General features: G+C 66.7%; 21 protein-coding genes and 1 tRNA gene. 17 read left to right on the forward strand and 5 right to left on the reverse strand.

The genetic code is table 11. The annotated features are described in order from the left end of the window. Window positions 1-62: 62 nt before the first annotated feature. Complete coding sequence (locus BRX43_RS06795; RefSeq protein ID WP_125994102.1) at window positions 63-1,646, forward strand: MFS transporter; 1,584 nt, start codon at window positions 63-65, stop codon at window positions 1,644-1,646. A 38-nt stretch (window positions 1,647-1,684) separates the two neighbouring features. On the opposite strand, the gene BRX43_RS06800 is transcribed toward BRX43_RS06795, so the two are convergent. Together BRX43_RS06800 and thpR are read right to left on the reverse strand one after the other, a co-directional pair. Next, entirely contained in the window at window positions 1,685-2,218 is a 534-nt protein-coding gene (locus tag BRX43_RS06800; protein WP_125994103.1) for a superoxide dismutase family protein, read from the reverse strand. After that, a complete protein-coding gene (gene thpR / locus BRX43_RS06805; protein WP_125994104.1) occupies window positions 2,218-2,808 on the reverse strand; it encodes an RNA 2',3'-cyclic phosphodiesterase in 591 nt (196 codons plus the stop codon). Before thpR ends, BRX43_RS06800 begins: the two co-directional genes overlap by 1 nt. 117 nt (window positions 2,809-2,925) lie before the next feature. Here thpR and BRX43_RS06810 point away from each other — a divergent pair, with 117 nt between their 5' ends. The 4 genes from BRX43_RS06810 (at window position 2,926) to BRX43_RS06825 (ending at window position 5,690) form a co-directional block, all read left to right on the forward strand. After that, window positions 2,926-3,675: a Bax inhibitor-1/YccA family protein gene (locus BRX43_RS06810; RefSeq protein WP_125994105.1), complete on the forward strand. Its 750-nt coding sequence runs from the start codon at window positions 2,926-2,928 to the stop codon at window positions 3,673-3,675. 59 nt (window positions 3,676-3,734) lie between these two features. Further along, the gene (locus BRX43_RS06815) at window positions 3,735-4,544 is read left to right on the forward strand and encodes a transglutaminase family protein (protein ID WP_241214822.1); all 810 of its coding nucleotides are present in this window, start codon (window positions 3,735-3,737) and stop codon (window positions 4,542-4,544) included. Window positions 4,545-4,635: 91 nt separating this feature from the next. Then, on the forward strand, window positions 4,636-4,929 hold the full coding sequence (locus BRX43_RS06820; RefSeq protein WP_125994106.1) for a hypothetical protein: 294 nt from the start codon (window positions 4,636-4,638) through the stop codon (window positions 4,927-4,929). A gap of 206 nt (window positions 4,930-5,135) precedes the next feature. Beyond that, window positions 5,136-5,690: a hypothetical protein gene (locus BRX43_RS06825; RefSeq protein ID WP_125994107.1), complete on the forward strand. Its 555-nt coding sequence runs from the start codon at window positions 5,136-5,138 to the stop codon at window positions 5,688-5,690. Between the two features lie 23 nt (window positions 5,691-5,713). Here BRX43_RS06825 and BRX43_RS06830 read toward each other — a convergent pair whose 3' ends face one another. The 3 genes from BRX43_RS06830 to BRX43_RS06840 all read right to left on the reverse strand — a co-directional run bounded on the left by BRX43_RS06830 (window position 5,714) and on the right by BRX43_RS06840 (window position 7,430). Then, window positions 5,714-6,445 (reverse strand): extensin family protein, encoded by a 732-nt coding sequence (locus tag BRX43_RS06830; RefSeq protein ID WP_125994108.1) that lies wholly within the window; start codon window positions 6,443-6,445, stop codon window positions 5,714-5,716. Next, the gene (locus tag BRX43_RS06835; RefSeq protein WP_241214823.1) at window positions 6,445-7,227 is read right to left on the reverse strand and encodes an NUDIX domain-containing protein; all 783 of its coding nucleotides are present in this window, start codon (window positions 7,225-7,227) and stop codon (window positions 6,445-6,447) included. Before BRX43_RS06835 ends, BRX43_RS06830 begins: the two co-directional genes overlap by 1 nt. Window positions 7,228-7,353: 126 nt before the next feature. Continuing rightward, window positions 7,354-7,430 (reverse strand) — tRNA-Trp (locus BRX43_RS06840). Window positions 7,431-7,693: 263 nt separating this feature from the next. Between BRX43_RS06840 and rpsL the strand changes: the two genes are divergently transcribed. The 12 genes from rpsL (at window position 7,694) to rpsC (ending at window position 16,735) form a co-directional block, all read left to right on the forward strand. Continuing rightward, complete coding sequence (gene rpsL / locus BRX43_RS06845; RefSeq protein WP_019831557.1) at window positions 7,694-8,065, forward strand: 30S ribosomal protein S12; 372 nt, start codon at window positions 7,694-7,696, stop codon at window positions 8,063-8,065. Between the two features lie 49 nt (window positions 8,066-8,114). Then, window positions 8,115-8,585, forward strand: coding sequence for a 30S ribosomal protein S7 (gene rpsG / locus BRX43_RS06850; protein ID WP_125994109.1), 471 nt, complete (start codon window positions 8,115-8,117; stop codon window positions 8,583-8,585). Between the two features lie 125 nt (window positions 8,586-8,710). Beyond that, entirely contained in the window at window positions 8,711-10,807 is a 2,097-nt protein-coding gene (fusA, locus tag BRX43_RS06855; RefSeq protein ID WP_125994110.1) for an elongation factor G, read from the forward strand. A 138-nt stretch (window positions 10,808-10,945) separates the two neighbouring features. Then, window positions 10,946-12,139: an elongation factor Tu gene (gene tuf, locus BRX43_RS06860; protein WP_125994163.1), complete on the forward strand. Its 1,194-nt coding sequence runs from the start codon at window positions 10,946-10,948 to the stop codon at window positions 12,137-12,139. Window positions 12,140-12,309: 170 nt separating this feature from the next. Continuing rightward, window positions 12,310-12,618, forward strand: coding sequence for a 30S ribosomal protein S10 (rpsJ, locus tag BRX43_RS06865; protein WP_007406109.1), 309 nt, complete (start codon window positions 12,310-12,312; stop codon window positions 12,616-12,618). A gap of 214 nt (window positions 12,619-12,832) precedes the next feature. Next, complete coding sequence (gene rplC / locus BRX43_RS06870; RefSeq protein WP_125994111.1) at window positions 12,833-13,588, forward strand: 50S ribosomal protein L3; 756 nt, start codon at window positions 12,833-12,835, stop codon at window positions 13,586-13,588. 3 nt (window positions 13,589-13,591) lie between these two features. Further along, window positions 13,592-14,218, forward strand: a complete 627-nt coding sequence (gene rplD, locus BRX43_RS06875) for a 50S ribosomal protein L4 (RefSeq protein ID WP_125994112.1) — start codon at window positions 13,592-13,594, stop codon at window positions 14,216-14,218. Continuing rightward, a complete protein-coding gene (locus tag BRX43_RS06880) occupies window positions 14,211-14,522 on the forward strand; it encodes a 50S ribosomal protein L23 (protein WP_125994113.1) in 312 nt (103 codons plus the stop codon). Before rplD ends, BRX43_RS06880 begins: the two co-directional genes overlap by 8 nt. Before the next feature lie 5 nt (window positions 14,523-14,527). Continuing rightward, window positions 14,528-15,376 (forward strand): 50S ribosomal protein L2, encoded by an 849-nt coding sequence (gene rplB, locus BRX43_RS06885; protein ID WP_125994114.1) that lies wholly within the window; start codon window positions 14,528-14,530, stop codon window positions 15,374-15,376. After that, window positions 15,376-15,651, forward strand: a complete 276-nt coding sequence (rpsS, locus tag BRX43_RS06890) for a 30S ribosomal protein S19 (protein ID WP_125994115.1) — start codon at window positions 15,376-15,378, stop codon at window positions 15,649-15,651. Before rplB ends, rpsS begins: the two co-directional genes overlap by 1 nt. Next, the gene (gene rplV / locus BRX43_RS06895; protein WP_125994116.1) at window positions 15,651-16,028 is read left to right on the forward strand and encodes a 50S ribosomal protein L22; all 378 of its coding nucleotides are present in this window, start codon (window positions 15,651-15,653) and stop codon (window positions 16,026-16,028) included. The genes rpsS and rplV overlap by 1 nt, the downstream gene beginning before the upstream one ends. Then, entirely contained in the window at window positions 16,028-16,735 is a 708-nt protein-coding gene (rpsC, locus tag BRX43_RS06900; RefSeq protein ID WP_125994117.1) for a 30S ribosomal protein S3, read from the forward strand. Before rplV ends, rpsC begins: the two co-directional genes overlap by 1 nt. Window positions 16,736-16,741 lie beyond the last annotated feature (6 nt).

Consider the following 16,741-nt stretch of genomic DNA (forward strand, 5'->3'; position numbering starts at 1 on the left):
AAACCATTGATTGGCCGCCGTCCTCTGATAGCCTGACCGCACGAACCAGAGCGGGAGAGAGCATGGCCTACGCACCAGAAGCCGCCGATCCGGGCGGCGTTCCGCCAGCCACCGCCTCCGCTCCGCGCTACGCCTGGTACGTGCTGTTCATCCTGTTCCTGGTCTATGTTCTGAATTTCGTCGACCGGCAGATCATCTCGATCCTGGCGGAGGACATCAAGCGCGACCTGGGGCTGCGCGACGAGGATCTGGGCTTCCTCTACGGCACCGCTTTCGGGGTCTTCTATTCGCTGTTCGGCATCCCGCTCGGCCGGCTGGCGGACAATTGGCATCGGGGGCGGCTGATGGTGATCGGCCTGGCGCTCTGGTCGACGATGACCGCTCTGTCCGGCCTGTCGCGTAGCGGCGGGCATCTGGCGGCGGCGCGGATCGGCGTCGGCATCGGCGAGGCGACGGCCAGCCCCTCCGCCTATTCGCTGATCTCCGACTGGTTCCCGAAGCGGCTGCGCGCCACGGCGCTGTCGATCTATTCGGCGGGCCTCTATGTCGGCGGTGGCTGTTCGCTCTTCATCGGCGGGCTGATCGTGCAGGGCTGGAACCGCGCCTATCCGGGCGGCGGCCCCTGGGGACTGGTCGGCTGGCAGGCGGCGTTCCTGGCGGTGGGCGTGCCGGGATTGCTGGTCGCGGCCTGGATCGCGACCTTGCGCGAGCCGGTGCGCGGCGCGGTCGAGGGGCTGCCGCCGCCCGCGCCGCACCCCGCACCCTTCCGCGCCTTCCTGTCCGAACTGGTGACGATCATCCCGCCGCTGACGCTGATCGGCGCCTTGGCGGGGGGGATGCGCGCGCTGATGGTCAACCTGCTCGCCGCCGGACTGACGGTGGCGGCCGTCGCGGGGCTGATCGCGATCGGCGAGCCCTGGCCGCAATGGACTGCCGTCGGGATCGGCGTCTATGCGGTCTTTTCCTGGGCCTGTGCGCTGCGCCGGCGCGATCCGCCGACCTTCGCGCTGATCGTCGGCACGCCCGCCTTCGTGCTGACGGTGGTCGCGTATGGCCTCAATGCCTTTCTTGCCTATGCGGCGAGCTTCTGGGCGGCCCCTTATGCCTTGCGGGTGCTGGGGGCGTCGCCGGCCACGGCGGGCTTCTTCCTGGGGGCGAGCGGGGCGCTGGGCGGCTTCCTGGGCGTGACGCTGGGCGGGATCGCGGCGGATCGCCTGCGCCGTCGCCATCCGGCGGGGCGGCTGATGGTGGTGATCTTCGGTGCGGTCGTGCCGCTGCCGTTCCTGGCGCTGGCCTTCACCGCCGATTCGACCGCGCTGCTCTACCCGATGCTGTTCGCCGCGCAGGTCACCGCCAGCGTGGCGCTGGGTGCGGCGGCGGCGACGACTCAGGACTTGGTATTGCCCCGGATGCGCGGCACCGCGACCGCGACCTTCTTCATCGGCACGACGCTGTTGGGGCTGGCGCTGGGGCCCTATCTGGCGGGGCGGGTGTCGACCCTGTCGGGGAGCCTGTCGGTCGGAATGCTATCGCTGCTGGCTTCCGCGCCGATCACGCTGGCCGCCGCGATCGCCGCCTTCCGCCTCGTGCCCGCCGCCGAGCGCACGCGCGAGGACCGGGCGCGGGCGGCGGGCGAGTTGCTGTAGTCCAGCCGGGAGAGGCCCCGCGCCTCTCCCGGCTGGGTTCAGGCCGGCATGAACACGCCGCAGGCGACGCGGCCGCCGCTATTGCCGGAGGGGTCGGTCTTCAGGTCGTCGGGCGCGGCATGGACGATGATCGCGCTGCCGTCTGTATCGAGCAGGCCGTCCAGCGTCGCGCCCGGCACGGTCACGCCCAGCGTGCCGCGACCATCCGTGCCGATGATGAGGTTGGGCAGGTCGCCCTCATGCGGCCCTTGCGGGTTCTGGCTGCCATGCTTCATCGCGGTCGGGTTCCAATGGCCGCCCGCCGTGGTGAAGTCGGGCGCGTCGCAACGCCCGGTGGTGTGGACATGCGCGCCATGCGTGCCGGGCGGCAGGCCCTGGGAGTCGAGCGTCACGCGCAGGCCGCCCGCCACCTCCGTCGCGGTCGCCCGGCCCGCGTCGCCGCCGGCCGCCGTGCGCAGGTTCGCGGTCGCCGTACGGCCGCCCGGCACCGCCTCGCCCACCGCCGTCCGATCCTGCGAACAAGCGGATACGGCCGCCACGGCGAGTCCGATCAGTGCGATCCCCTTGTACATCAATGCTCTCCCTGTGATTCCATGGTCAATCGTTCCGGGTCCGGTCCCGGTTCCAGCGGCCAGCGCGCCACCGGTTCGTACATCGCGCCCTCATGCCCCAAATGGCTCTGGTAGAGGATCAGGTGCGGCAGCGTGAACGGCGCGCTCGCCAGCCCGGCATGGTCGCGGCACCAACGCTCCACCTCCGGCGCGCCACCAAGCGAGCGGGGCAGGCGGGCGACCGTGACGTGCGGCCGATAGGCGCGGGTCTCCGGCGGCAGTCCGGCGCGGCGGCAGGCCTGCTCGACCTTGGCGGCGAGATGCGCGAGCGGCGCGGCGGGGGCCAGCCCGGCCCAGAGCGTATCCGCCCGCCCGCCGCGCCCGAACTGGCCGACGCCGGACAGGGCGACCTGCGGCGCGGGCGCATGAAGGCTGGCGAGCGCAGCGGCGAGGTCCTCGCCCTGGTGCCGGTCGACCTCGCCGACGAAGCGCAGCGTGACGTGCAACTGCTCGTCCGACTGCCAGCGGGCGCCGGGCACATGGTCCATCAGATCGGCCAGCGAGTCCCGGATCGCGAGCGGCGGGCGGAGGGCGACGAACAGCCGGATCATGGCGCCACCTTAACCCGTCGGACGGGTCGCTGTCATCGTCCCGCGCTTGAAACATGCACCGTTCGGGCCGATATACGGCCTATCCGGCATCATGCCGGGGAGGGAGTTTTATTCACCATGGCGAATTGGTCCGATCCACGCCCCAACGCCGCGCCGTTCGGCAGGACGTTCGCGTCCGCGGGTGATGCGGCCCGTGACGCGGGCCTGCGCAGCTATATGTTGCGCGTCTACAACTACATGGCCTCGGCCGTGCTGCTGAGCGGCATCGTCGCGATGCTGTTCGCCGCGGGCGGCCGGGACTCGTTGGCCGCGCAGGTCTTCGTGAACGGCGGCATCCTTCGCTACGTCGTGATGTTCGCGCCGCTGGCGATCGTCTTCGCGATGAGCTTCGGGCAGAACCGCATGTCCACGGGCACGATGCAGGGCCTGTTCTGGGGCTTCGCGGTGCTGATGGGCGTGTCGCTGTCGACCATCTTCCTGGTCTATTCGGGCACCTCGATCGCGCAGGCCTTCTTCGCGACGGCGGCGGGCTTCGCGGCGCTCAGCCTCTATGGCTATACCACGAAGCGTGATCTGTCGGCGTTCGGCACCTTCCTGATCATCGGCGTGGTCGGCCTGCTGGTGGCGAGCGTCATCAACATGTTCCTGCAGTCGGGGCCGATGGGCCTGGTGATCAGCTTCGTCGGCGTGCTGCTGTTCGCGGGTCTGACCGCCTATGACACGCAGCGCACCAAGAGCCTCTATTACCAGGTCGCCGGCACCGAATATGAGGGCAAGGTGGTCGTGATGTCGGCGCTGAGCCTCTATCTCGACTTCATCAACATGTTCATGTTCATCCTGCGTCTGTTCGGCAGCTCGCGCGACTGATCGCGCGGACAGGACCGAACCATCCGGGCCCGGCGGACCATATCCGCCGGGCTTTTTTCATGCCCTCCGCCCGAAAGCCCGTCATGCCCGTCCGCCTGTCGATCACCGTCGATCTCGATTATGGCCTGCCCGAGCCGGCCGATGTGCTGCTCCAGATCGCGGCGGCGGCCTTGCCCGACCAGTGGATCGAGGCCGAACGGCTGGACGTCTGGTCCGACCTGCCGCTGGCCGCCGTGCCGGGCGAGGAGGGGATCGGCCAGCGCTGCTGGTCGCATGCGGTCGGCCGCTTCACCGCGCGCTATGCGGCGACCGTGGTGGTGGATCGCCTGGTCCGCCCCCTCCACCATCTGCCGCCGACGGCCGTGCGGCACCTGCCGGGCGCGGTGGTCGGCTATCTGATGCCGAGCCGCTATTGCCCCTCCGACAAGCTGGAGGGTTTCGTGCGGTCCGAGTTCGCGGGCTTGAGCGGTGGTCCCCTGGCCGCCGCACTGGCCGAGTGGACCGCACGCTCGCTTCGCTACAGTTCGAACGGCAGCACCGGCACGACGACGGCGCTCGATACCTTCGCCAGCCGGGAAGGGGTGTGTCGCGATTATGCGCATCTGCTCGTCACGCTCGCCCGGGCCGCGGAGATCCCGGCGCGGTGCGTCGCTGCCTATGCGCCCGACGTGACACCGCCGGACTTCCATGCGGTGGCGGAGCTGTGGCTGGATGGCGGCTGGCATCTGGTCGACGCGACCGGCATGGCCGATCCCTCGGAGACCGCGCGCATCTGTATCGGCCGCGATGCCACCGACATCGCTTTCATGACCGTGTTCGGCGCCGCGCAACTGATCGAGCAACGCGTCCGGGTCGAGCGGCTCGGCTGAGGCGCATTCGCCTTCATCTGGATCATGGCGGCAGGAACGCGCCGCGACACCGCTCGTTCTGTTGGCGGAACGGACATGTGGGAGAGCCGATATGAATGCCATCGACGATCGCGCGCTCGACAGCCTGTCGGTCGCGCCGGATGCCCCCGATGCGGGCAACCAGGGCCGCGATCCCCGTCAGGATGCGGGGCAGGACAAGTCGATCACCAAGCGCTTGCAGAAGAACCCCGACAGCGTCGACGCCCGTCTCGACAACGGCCTGGACGAGACGATGGACGGCAGCGACCCCGTCGCCATTTCCGAACCCCATGGCGGCGAGCCGGTGCCCTCTTCCGGCTATGACGAAGACGGCGAACGCGCGCGCAAGGACCAGGACAACGCCTGATCCCGCCGGCCCTTAGCCGAATTGTTGCCCTTTGGTGACAGCGTCGGATGCGATGGTTGCGCAGATACGCAGCTCGTCGCATCCGATGTTGCGTTGCGGCAATGTTTTGCGCAGTTTTCGTGGCGTCGGTCGGATGCCGTTAAGCGGGCTGTTAACCAACTTGCGCTATTCCGGATTGGCGACAGTAGCTGGGCGGGGTAGATATCATGGCATCTCGGAGCAGACCGGCAGAAGGCGCGATGGCGCTGGCCGAAATGAAGGAGTTCGCAAGCTTTCCAGCCGCGACGCAGCGCTACATCCGACGCTCGCTGGATATCGGACTGGACCGCGACGATGCGATGAGCCGCTGGTCGCGCGACGTGGTCGAGGCCGCCTCGATCCGGGCGCAGGCGCGGCTCTATCGCGCGCTCCCCGAACTGCGCGAGCGGGTGCCCGACGATAGCGGCCTGGAGGCGGTCGAGCCGTTCCTCGCGCCACTGGTCACGGTCGTCGCGTTCGATCTGGGGCAGGGGCGACTCACGACCTTCTCGGCGGTGCGGTTCCTCTACGAGCGGTTGATCGGGGCCGAGTCGCGTCCCTGGCTGCCGGCGGCGTTCTGCGCGGCGGCGGCGCTGCCGCATCTTCACCCCGACAATCGCCGGTCGCTGCTACAATCGATCAGCGAGGCGGCGGCGACCGCATCGGGCTGGTCGAACCGTCAGCCGAGCTTCTTTCCGCATTGGGTGGAAAAGGTCGAGGGCGGCCAGTCGCTCGCCAACTGATCACTTACTCGAATGGCGCGTCGTCAGCGACAGGCGCGCCAGCCCCGTGCGCCGTGCGCCGCCTGGTCGAGATGGAGATGGTCGCGGTGCGCGGCATTATAGTCCGGTGACAGGGTGGTCGCGAACAGGTCGCACGCCCCGTCGCGCACCGCGTGGAGGAAGCGGGCGGCAGGCGCATCACCGTTCCAGTCTTTCACCACGCTGATCGAGCGGCCATCCGCCAGTTGGAAGCCGGCGATGTCGACCGCATTGGCCCGGGCATGTTCGCTCCAATTTCCCTGGTCGCGGCCATAGAGACGCCGGCAACTATAGCTGCCGAAATGCCGGATTGCGACCACCCGGCTTCCCAATATCGCCTCCGCTTGAGGCTGCACGATATTCCATTCCCACACCGCCAGAGCGGCCGCCACCGGACAGGAGGTGCCGAGTCCGGCCGGGGCCAGGGCGATCCGCCGTGCGCCGCCCGCCGTGAAGCGGACCGCATTGTCATAGCCGCACTGGGCGCCATCGGACCGGGGCGGCAATGCGGTATAGCGCACGCCCGCCTTATCGAGCAGCGCGCCACAGGCCGGAGCGTCTTCGGTCAACGCGGTCAGCTTGCGACCGGTGAACAGCCCGACCGGCGCCCCGAGGTCGAGCGGCGTCCATGGCAGGTCCTGGGGCCGCCCGCGCAACGCTGCCCAGAGCAGGAAGGCCAGTGACAGCAGGAGGCCGCCCAGGATCACGACGCCCGCGATCCGTCGCAGCGCCCGCATCAGCCGCGCACCGCCGCCGCGAAGGGCTCGGCGCAGATCGGATAGCCGGCATCGTCGGGAATGCAGAGCCAGGCACGGCCGTCGCGCTGCTCGACTCGCGGGGTGATGGCGCGCACCGGGTGCCGCGCCGCGTCCGCCACCGCCGCATCGAAATCGGCGAAGCGCGCCAGGCGCTCCAGATTGCGGCGGGTCGGATAGATGATCGCGGCCCGCCCCGCATCGGCCTCGGCGAGCAGGTCGGCGGCACTGATCCAGACCAGCCGGACGTTTTCGCTATGATCGACGGTTGGGGCGGGGGCATCGGCCGGAAGCGTGGCGAGATAGAAGCGGGCGTCGAAGACGCGTGACAGGCCATGCTCCTCGGTCGGCTCCGGCCGCCAGCGCGCGAACGGGATCAGGACCGACAGATCGAGTTCCAGCCCGGCGTCGTCCAGCAGCGTGTCGAAGGGCGTACCGGCATGGAGCCGTTGGCGCATCACCGCCACCAAGTCGGGATCGGCGCCGAAGCCGATCGCTAGACCGGTTTCCTCCAGCGTCTCGCGGATCGCCGCGACTCGGGCGGCGGCTTCGTCTTGGACAAGGTCCGGGACGCGCTCGGCGAGACGATGGTCGCCGGGATCGACCCGCCCGCCGGGAAAGACCATCGCGCCGCCGGCAAAGGCCAAGGTGGCGGCGCGTTCGACCATCAGCAATTCGGGTGGGCCGTCGCCTCGGGGTCGCATGATGACGATGGTCGCGGCGGGGATCGCATTGGCAGGAGAAGGCATGGCATCAGTCACCATGATCGAACGCCCAAGTCGAGCCGATGGCGTCATGGGGATCGCCTTGTGGCTCGCCGCGCAGCCAGACGCGAAAAACGCCGCAACGCAAAGGCGTCCGGCGTCGGATGGATAACTGCAATCGGGAAGTGGCAGGGGAGCTCGGATTCGAACCGAGGGCCTTCGGTTTTGGAGACCGACGCTCTAACCAGCTGAGCTACACCCCTGTGCGGTGGCGGGCATTAGCGCCACGGCGGGGGTGATGCAAGCGGCTTCTTCACGCGATGTGAAGGGGGAGGTCGGGCGGTTGACCCGGCGGCACGGCTTCCGTATAGGGCGCGCCTGTTTTCGGGGACTCCGGTTCCGGAAGGCACGCTTGAACATTGCTGGAATGAAAACGAGCCTTGGGCCCCCCGATGGTGCGCTCCTGGGCTCCTTTTGTATTCTGGATGGCTCCAGCAAAGTAACCACTTGAAAGGTGAAGGCTTCAATGCCCACGATCAACCAGCTGGTCCGCAAGGGCCGCGAGCCGCAGAAGGCCAAGTCCAAGGTCCCTGCGATGGAGCAGAACCCGCAAAAGCGTGGCGTCTGCACCCGCGTCTATACGACGACCCCGAAGAAGCCGAACTCGGCACTGCGCAAGGTGGCCAAGGTTCGCCTGACCAACCAGCGCGAAGTCATTTCGTACATCCCGGGCGAAGGCCACAACCTGCAGGAGCACTCGGTGGTCCTGATCCGTGGTGGCCGCGTGCGCGACCTTCCCGGCGTGCGCTACCACGTGCTGCGCGGCGTTCTCGACACGCAGGGCGTGAAGGATCGCAAGCAGTCCCGCTCCAAGTACGGCGCCAAGCGTCCGAAGTAAGCCGGTCACGCTGCTGACCACCCAAGGCTGAAGTTAGAAGGAAGAAGAAATGGCACGTCGTCGTCGCCCCGAGAAGCGCATCATCCTGCCGGATCCCAAGTTCGGTGATGAGGTCCTCTCCAAGTTCATGAATTCGGTCATGATGGACGGCAAGAAGTCCGTCGCCGAGCTGATCGTCTATGGTGCCCTGGAAACCGTCGAAGCCCGCGCCAAGCGCGAGCCGATCGGCGTGTTCCATGACGCGCTCAACAACATCAAGCCGGGCATCGAGGTCCGTTCGCGCCGCGTCGGCGGTGCGACCTACCAGGTGCCGGTCGAGGTGCGCCCCGAGCGTGCCCAGGCGCTGGCGATCCGCTGGCTGATCACCGCGGCGCGCAACCGCTCGGAGAACACCATGTCGGCGCGTCTGTCGGGCGAGCTGCTCGACGCCGCCAACAACCGCGGCAACGCGGTGAAGAAGCGCGAAGACACGCACCGCATGGCGGAAGCGAACCGCGCCTTCTCGCACTATCGTTGGTAAGGGCCGCGTCGGCGATGGTTCCCCGGAGCTGACGCCGACGGCTTTTCACCGGCAGCAATTGCACCTATATCGTGGGGAGCGGGCGTCATTGCCCTGCTCCCCACATCGCTAAGGAAGCACCGATCATGGCCCGCAGCCATCCGCTCGAACAGTATCGCAACATCGGCATCATGGCGCATATCGACGCCGGCAAGACGACCACGACCGAGCGTATCCTCTATTACACCGGCAAGTCGTACAAGATCGGCGAAGTGCACGAAGGCACCGCCACCATGGACTGGATGGAGCAGGAGCAGGAGCGCGGGATCACGATCACGTCGGCTGCGACGACGTGCTTCTGGAAGGCCAATGAGGGCCAGGGCCTCGAGCATCGCATCAACATCATCGACACGCCCGGCCACGTCGACTTCACGATCGAAGTGGAGCGTTCGCTCCGCGTGCTCGACGGCGCGGTCGCGTGCTTCGACGGCGTCGCCGGCGTGGAGCCGCAGTCGGAGACCGTGTGGCGCCAGGCCGACAAATATGGCGTGCCGCGCATGTGCTTCGTCAACAAGCTCGACCGCACCGGCGCCGACTTCTATTTCTGTGTCGACTCGATCATCGAGCGTCTGGGCGCGCGTCCAGCCGTGCTGTATCTGCCGATCGGCATCGAGGGCGGCTTCAAGGGTCTGGTCGACCTGGTCGAGAACCGCGCGATCATCTGGCTCGAAGAGTCGCTGGGCGCGAAGTTCGAATATCAGGACATCCCGGCCGACATGGCCGAGAAGGCGGCGAAGTATCGCAGCGACCTGATCGAAATGGCCGTGGAGCAGGACGATGCGCTGATGGAAGCGTATCTCGAGGGCAACGAGCCGTCGGTCGCCGACCTGAAGAAGCTGATCCGCAAGGGTACGCTGAGCATGTCGTTCGTCCCGATCGTCTGCGGTTCCGCGTTCAAGAACAAGGGCGTGCAGCCGCTGCTCGACGCGGTCGTCGACTATCTGCCGTCGCCGCTCGACGTGCCGGCGATCAAGGGCGTGAAGCTCGACGGCGAGACGCCGGACGAGCGTCCGTCCTCGGACACCGAGCCCTTCTCGGCGCTGGCGTTCAAGATCATGAACGATCCCTTCGTCGGCACGCTGACCTTCGCCCGCATCTATTCGGGCAAGCTGGAGGCGGCGAGCCAGGTCCAGAACTCGGTGAAGGACAAGAAGGAAAAGGTCGGCCGCATGCTGCTGATGCATGCGAACAGCCGCGAGGACATCCAGGAGGCCTATGCCGGCGACATCGTCGCGCTGGCGGGTTTGAAGGATACCACCACCGGTGACACGCTCTGCGCCATCAGCGCGCCGATCATCCTGGAGCGGATGGAATTCCCCGAGCCGGTCATCGAGCTGTCGGTCGAACCCAAGACCAAGGCCGACCAGGAGAAGATGGGCGTCGCGCTCAACCGCCTCGCTCGCGAGGACCCCTCGTTCCGCGTCTCGACCGACCATGAGTCGGGCCAGACGATCATCAAGGGCATGGGCGAGCTTCACCTTGAGATCCTGGTCGACCGCATGAAGCGCGAGTTCAAGGTCGAGGCGAATGTCGGCGCGCCGCAGGTGGCGTATCGCGAATATCTCGCGAAGAAGGTCGACATCGACTATACCCACAAGAAGCAGTCGGGTGGGTCGGGTCAGTTCGGTCGCGTCAAGCTGACCGTGGTGCCCGGCGAGCGTGGCTCGGGCTTCCTGTTCTTCGACGAGGTCAAGGGCGGCAACATCCCGAAGGAGTATATCCCCTCCGTCGAGAAGGGCATGCGCGAGACCGCCGAGTCGGGTTCGCTGATCGGCTTCCCGATCATCGACTTCGAGGTTCACCTGACGGACGGCGCGTATCACGACGTCGACTCGTCGGCGCTGGCCTTTGAAATCTGCGCCCGCGGCGCGATGCGGGAAGCGGCGCAGAAGTCGGGCATCAAGCTGCTCGAGCCGATCATGAAGGTCGAGGTCGTCACCCCGGAGGATTATCTGGGCGACGTCATCGGTGACATGAACAGCCGTCGTGGCCAGATCCAAGGCACCGACAGCCGCGGCAACGCGCAGACCGTCGAGGCGATGGTTCCGCTCGCCAACATGTTCGGCTATGTGAACCAGCTCCGCTCGTTCACCCAGGGCCGGGCGCAATACTCGATGCAGTTCTCGCACTATGACGAAGTGCCGAGCAACGTCGCGGACGAGATCAAGGCTAAGATGGCGTAATTGCCACGCTTCGGTCCGGCCGGTCGCTTTCGGGCGCCGGCCGGATGGAAGCACTGGCATTCCGTCCAAACTGTCGTTATGGGGCCGCGTTCGCATGGCCTCGGATGCGGCAGCGGATTCGATTCAGAAGGTAGGAAAATGGCAAAGGCAAAATTCGAGCGGACCAAGCCGCACCTCAACATCGGCACCATCGGTCACGTCGACCATGGCAAGACCTCGCTGACCGCGGCAATCACCAAGGTGCTGGCGGAAACGACCGGCGGCACCGCGGTGGACTTCGCGAACATCGACAAGGCGCCGGAAGAGCGCGAGCGCGGCATCACCATCTCGACCGCGCACGTCGAGTATGAGACGACGAACCGCCACTATGCGCACGTCGACTGCCCGGGCCACGCCGATTATGTGAAGAACATGATCACCGGCGCGGCGCAGATGGACGGCGCGATCCTGGTCGTGTCGGCCACCGACGGCCCGATGCCGCAGACCCGCGAGCACATCCTGCTCGCCCGTCAGGTCGGCGTGCCGGCGATGGTCGTGTTCATGAACAAGGTCGACCTGGTCGACGACGAGGAAATCCTCGAGCTGGTCGAGCTGGAAATCCGCGAGCTGCTCAGCTCGTACGAGTTCCCGGGCGACGACATTCCGATCATCAAGGGCTCGGCCACCTGCGCCCTGTCGGGTTCGAACGACAAGTTCGGCAAGGAAGCCGTCACCGCGCTGATGCAGGCCGTTGACGACTACATCCCGCAGCCGGAGCGTCCGCTCGACAAGCCGTTCATGATGCCGATCGAAGACGTGTTCTCGATCTCGGGTCGCGGCACCGTCGTCACCGGCCGCGTCGAGACCGGCATTGTGAAGGTCGGCGAGGAAGTCGAGATCGTCGGCATCCACCCGACCGTCCGCAAGACCACGGTCACGGGCGTCGAAATGTTCCGCAAGCTGCTCGACCAGGGCCAGGCCGGCGACAACGTCGGCGCGCTGATCCGCGGCGTCGCTCGCGACGAGGTCGAGCGTGGCCAGGTGCTCTGCAAGCCCGGCTCGATCAAGCCGCACACCGACTTCAAGTCGGAAGTGTACGTGCTGTCGAAGGAAGAGGGTGGCCGTCACACGCCGTTCTTCGCCAACTATCGTCCGCAGTTCTACTTCCGCACGACGGACGTGACCGGCACCGTCGAGCTGCCTGAGGGCACCGAGATGGTCATGCCCGGCGACAACGTCGCGCTCGGCATCAAGCTGATCGCGCCGATCGCCATGGACGTCGGCCAGCGCTTCACGATCCGCGAGGGCGGTCGTACCGTCGGCGCCGGTGTCGTCAGCGCCATCGACAAGTAAGCTTTTCACAGCTTAGGCCTGCTTGCAGGTCCGGCCGCCTCGTCCCGCCTTGAAAAAGGTGGGGCGGGGCGGTTGCCTTTTTATGAGAGGGGCGCTAGTTGCGCCTCTTCGTTTTCATCCGCACAGCAAGAGCCCGGCAACGGGCCCGCTCTTTCGCATCGGTAGGGATCATGGACAGCAACATCCGCATTCGCCTGAAGGCGTTCGACCATCGCGTTCTCGACCAGGCGACCGGCGACATCGCCGACACCGCGCGCCGCACCGGCGCGCTCATCCGCGGTCCGATTCCGCTTCCGACGCGCATCGAGAAGTTCACGGTGAACCGTGGACCGCACATCGACAAGAAGTCGCGCGAGCAGTTCGAGGTCCGCACCTACAAGCGCATGCTCGACATCGTGCAGCCGACCCCGCAGACCGTCGACGCGCTGATGAAGCTCGACCTCGCGGCCGGCGTTGACGTCGAGATCAAGCTGGCCTAAGGGGCCATTGCGCCGCGGTTGACTCCGGTCCCGCGGCGTTCTCGCATTTTGAGATACCGCTGGTGGCCTAGGCCGCCGGGTCAGCGTCTCCCGTCATGTTCTTGCGCTCACGGCAAGAGGACAACCAGCCCGGGACGGGGGCACGCTTCGCATTTCCGGGCTGACACGCATGGGTGGAATGGGTCTGCCTGTGCCTCTGTGAGGAGTGTTGGTCATGCGTACCGGCGTGATCGCGAAGAAGATGGGGATGACCCGCCTGTTCCAGGAAGACGGTCGGCACGTGCCGGTCACCGTTCTTCAGCTGGACGGGCTGCAGGTCGTGTCCCGCCGCGAGATGAATACCGACGGCTATACCGCCGTCCAGCTTGGCGCGGGTAGCGCCAAGGCCAAGAACGTCGCCAAGCCGCAGCGCGGCCATTTCGGCAAGGCCGAGGTGGAGCCGAAGGCGGTCCTGGCCGAGTTCCGCGTCAGCGAGGACAATCTCCTCGACGTCGGCGCCGAGCTGTCGGCCGACCACTTCGTTGCCGGCCAGCTGGTCGACATCCAGGGTCGCACCCAGGGCAAGGGTTTCGCCGGCGCCATGAAGCGCTGGAACTTCGGCGGTCTGCGCGCGACGCACGGCGTCTCGGTCAGCCACCGTTCGCACGGTTCGACGGGTAACCGCCAGGATCCGGGCCGCGTCTTCAAGAACAAGAAGATGGCCGGTCACATGGGCGACCGTAACCGCACCCAGCAGAATCTTGAAGTCGTCGGCACCGATGTCGAGCGCGGCCTGATCTTCGTGAAGGGCTCGGTGCCCGGTTCGAAGGGTGGCTGGCTGTTCGTCAAGGACGCGGTCAAGGTGAAGGCGCACGCCGATGCGCCGTATCCGGCCGGCCTCAAGGCCGTCGCCAGCAACAACAATGCGCCTGCCGAGACGCCCGCCGAGACTGCGGCCGCTCCCGAGGCCACCGAAGGCCAGGAGGGCTAAACAGTGAAGGTCAAGGTTCAGTCCTTTGCCGGCACCGACGCCGCGGACATCGAGCTCAACGACGAGGTCTTCGGCCTCGATCCGCGCGCCGATATCCTGCACCGCGTGGTGACCTGGCAGCTCGAGAAGCGTCGCGCGACCGCGCGCGGCACCCGCGAGCGTGCGGACGTCGCCCGTACGGGCAAGAAGCTGGGTCGCCAGAAGGGCGGCGGTGTCGCCCGTCACGGCGATCGTCGCGCTCCGGTGTTCATCGGCGGTGGTAAGGCGCACGGCGCCCGCGTCCGCGACTTCAATCCCTCGCTGAACAAGAAGGTTCGCGCGCTGGGTCTGAAGATGGCGCTGTCGAGCCATGCCAAGGCCGGCTCGCTGATCGTCATGGATGCGCTCACGGTCGACGGCAACAAGACCAAGTCGCTGAAGGGCGATCTGGCCAAGCTGGGCTGGGGCAATCGCGCGCTGGTCATCGATGGCGATGCCGTCGAGACGAGCTTCGTGCTGGCCGCGGGCAATCTTCGCGAAGTGGACGTGCTGCCGGCGATCGGCGCCAATGTCTACGACATCATCAAGGCCGACACGCTGGTGCTGACCCGCGCGGCCGTCGAGAAGCTGGAGGCGCGCTTCAATGGCTAAGCCGCAGAACGCTGTCGACATCCGTCACTATGACGTGATCGTCGCGCCGCACATCACCGAGAAGGCGACCCTGCTCAGCGAGCAGAACGCCGTCGTGTTCAAGGTCGCCAACAGCGCGACCAAGCCCGAGATCAAGGCCGCCGTCGAGGCGCTCTTCGATGTCAAGGTGCTGAACGTGAACACGATCGTCCAGAAGGGCAAGACCAAGAAGTGGAAGGGCGCGCCCTACCAGCGGTCGGACATGAAGAAGGCGATCGTCACGCTCGCTGACGGTCAGTCGATCGACGTGACGACGGGGGTCTGAGGATCATGGCACTCAAGCAATATAACCCGACGAGCCCGGCCCGCCGCGGCCTGGTCCTCGTCGACAAGTCGCAGCTCTGGAAGGGCAAGCCGGTCAAGGCGCTCACCGAGGGCAAGAACAAGACCGGCGGTCGCAACAACAAGGGTCACGTGACCAGCCGCGGCATCGCGGGCGGTCACAAGCAGAAGTATCGCTATATCGACTTCAAGCGCCGCAACTGGGGCGTCGAGGGTACGGTCGAGCGTCTGGAATATGACCCCAACCGCACCGCGTTCATCGCGCTGGTCAACTATGGCACCGACGCCGAGGGCAAGGTCCAGCAGGCCTATATCCTGGCGCCGCAGCGTCTGGGCGTGGGCGACAAGGTGATCGCCGACAAGCGCACCGACGTGAAGCCGGGCAATGCCATGGAGCTGGGCCAGATGCCCGTCGGCACCATCGTCCACAATGTGGAGATGAAGCCGATGAAGGGTGGCCAGATCGCCCGTTCGGCCGGCACCTATGTGCAGGTCGTCGGTCGTGACCGCGGCATGGTCATCGTCCGCCTGAACTCGGGCGAGCAGCGCTACATCCATGGCGAGTGCATGGCGACGGTCGGCGCGGTCTCGAACCCCGACAACCAGAACCAGAATCTCGGCAAGGCCGGTCGTTCGCGCTGGATGGGCTCGCGTCCGCTGACGCGCGGCGTCGCCAAGAACCCGGTCGACCACCCGCACGGCGGTGGTGAAGGCCGGACCTCGGGCGGCCGTCATCCGGTCACCCCGTGGGGCAAGCCGACCAAGGGTGCGCGCACCCGCCACAACAAGGCGACGGACAAGATGATCATCCGTAGCCGCCATGCGAGGAAGAAGTAATGGCTCGCTCTGTCTGGAAGGGCCCGTTCGTCGAGCTCAGCCTGCTGAAGAAGGCTGAAGCCGCGCAGGACGCCGGTGGCCGCGCGCCGATCAAGACCTGGTCGCGTCGCTCCACCATCCTGCCGTCGTTCGTGGGTCTCACGTTCAATGTCTACAACGGCAAGAAGTTCGTGCCGGTGTCGGTCAACGAGGACATGGTCGGCATGAAGCTGGGTGAGTTCGCGCCGACGCGCTACTTCCCGGGTCACGCCGCTGACAAGAAGGGCAAGCGCTGATGAGCAAGCCGCAATCCCCCCGCAAGGTCGGTGACAAGGAAGCGCTGTCGGTCGGCACGCAAATCCGTGGTTCGGCGCAGAAGCTGAACCTGGTCGCGGGCCTGATCCGCGGCAAGAAGGCCGGCGATGCGCTGAACATCCTGTCCTTCTCGACCAAGGCGATGGCCGTGGACGCTCGCAAGGTGCTCGCCTCGGCGATCGCCAATGCCGAGAACAACCACAATCTCGACGTCGACGCGCTCGTCGTCGCCGAGGCGTCGGTCGGCAAGTCGATCACGATGAAGCGCTTCGCGACCCGCGGCCGTGGCAAGTCCACCCGCATCCTGAAGCCGTTCAGCCGTCTGCGCATCGTCGTGCGCGAGCAGGAAGAAGCGTAATGGGTCACAAGAGCAATCCGATCGGGATGCGGTTGCAGATCAACCGCACCTGGGACAGCCGCTGGTTCGCCGAGGGCGCGGACTATGGCCGTCTGCTGCTGGAGGATCTGAAGATCCGCCAGTATATCATGAAGAGCCTGCCGCAGGCTGCGATCAGCAAGGTCGTGATCGAGCGTCCGGCGAAGCTGTGCCGCATCTCGATCTTCGCGGCGCGTCCCGGTGTCATCATCGGCAAGAAGGGCGGCGACATCGAGAAGCTCCGCAAGACGATCGGGGCGATGACCTCGTCCGACGTCTCGCTCAACATCGTCGAGATCCGCAAGCCCGAGGTCGACGCCCGTCTCGTCGCGCAGGGCATCGCCGACCAGCTGGAGCGCCGTATCGCGTTCCGCCGGGCGATGAAGCGCGCGGTGCAGTCGGCGATGCGCCTGGGTGCCGACGGCATCAAGGTGTATTGCGGCGGCCGTCTGGGCGGCGCCGAGATCGCCCGCTCCGAGAGCTATCGCGAAGGTCGCGTTCCGCTGCACACGCTGCGCGCGAACATCGACTATGCCGAGGCCGAGGCCCACACGTCCTACGGCGTGTGCGGCGTGAAGGTCTGGGTCTTCAAGGGCGAGATTCTGGGTCACGACCCGATGGCGACCGACCGGCTCATGATGGAGGCTCAGACCTCCGGCGTGCGCCCGGCGCGCGACGACCGTCGCTAAGGAACA

Origin of the sequence: Sphingomonas sp. S-NIH.Pt15_0812, from assembly GCF_003951315.1 — a bacterium.
In the GTDB taxonomy this organism is placed as follows: domain Bacteria; phylum Pseudomonadota; class Alphaproteobacteria; order Sphingomonadales; family Sphingomonadaceae; genus Sphingomonas.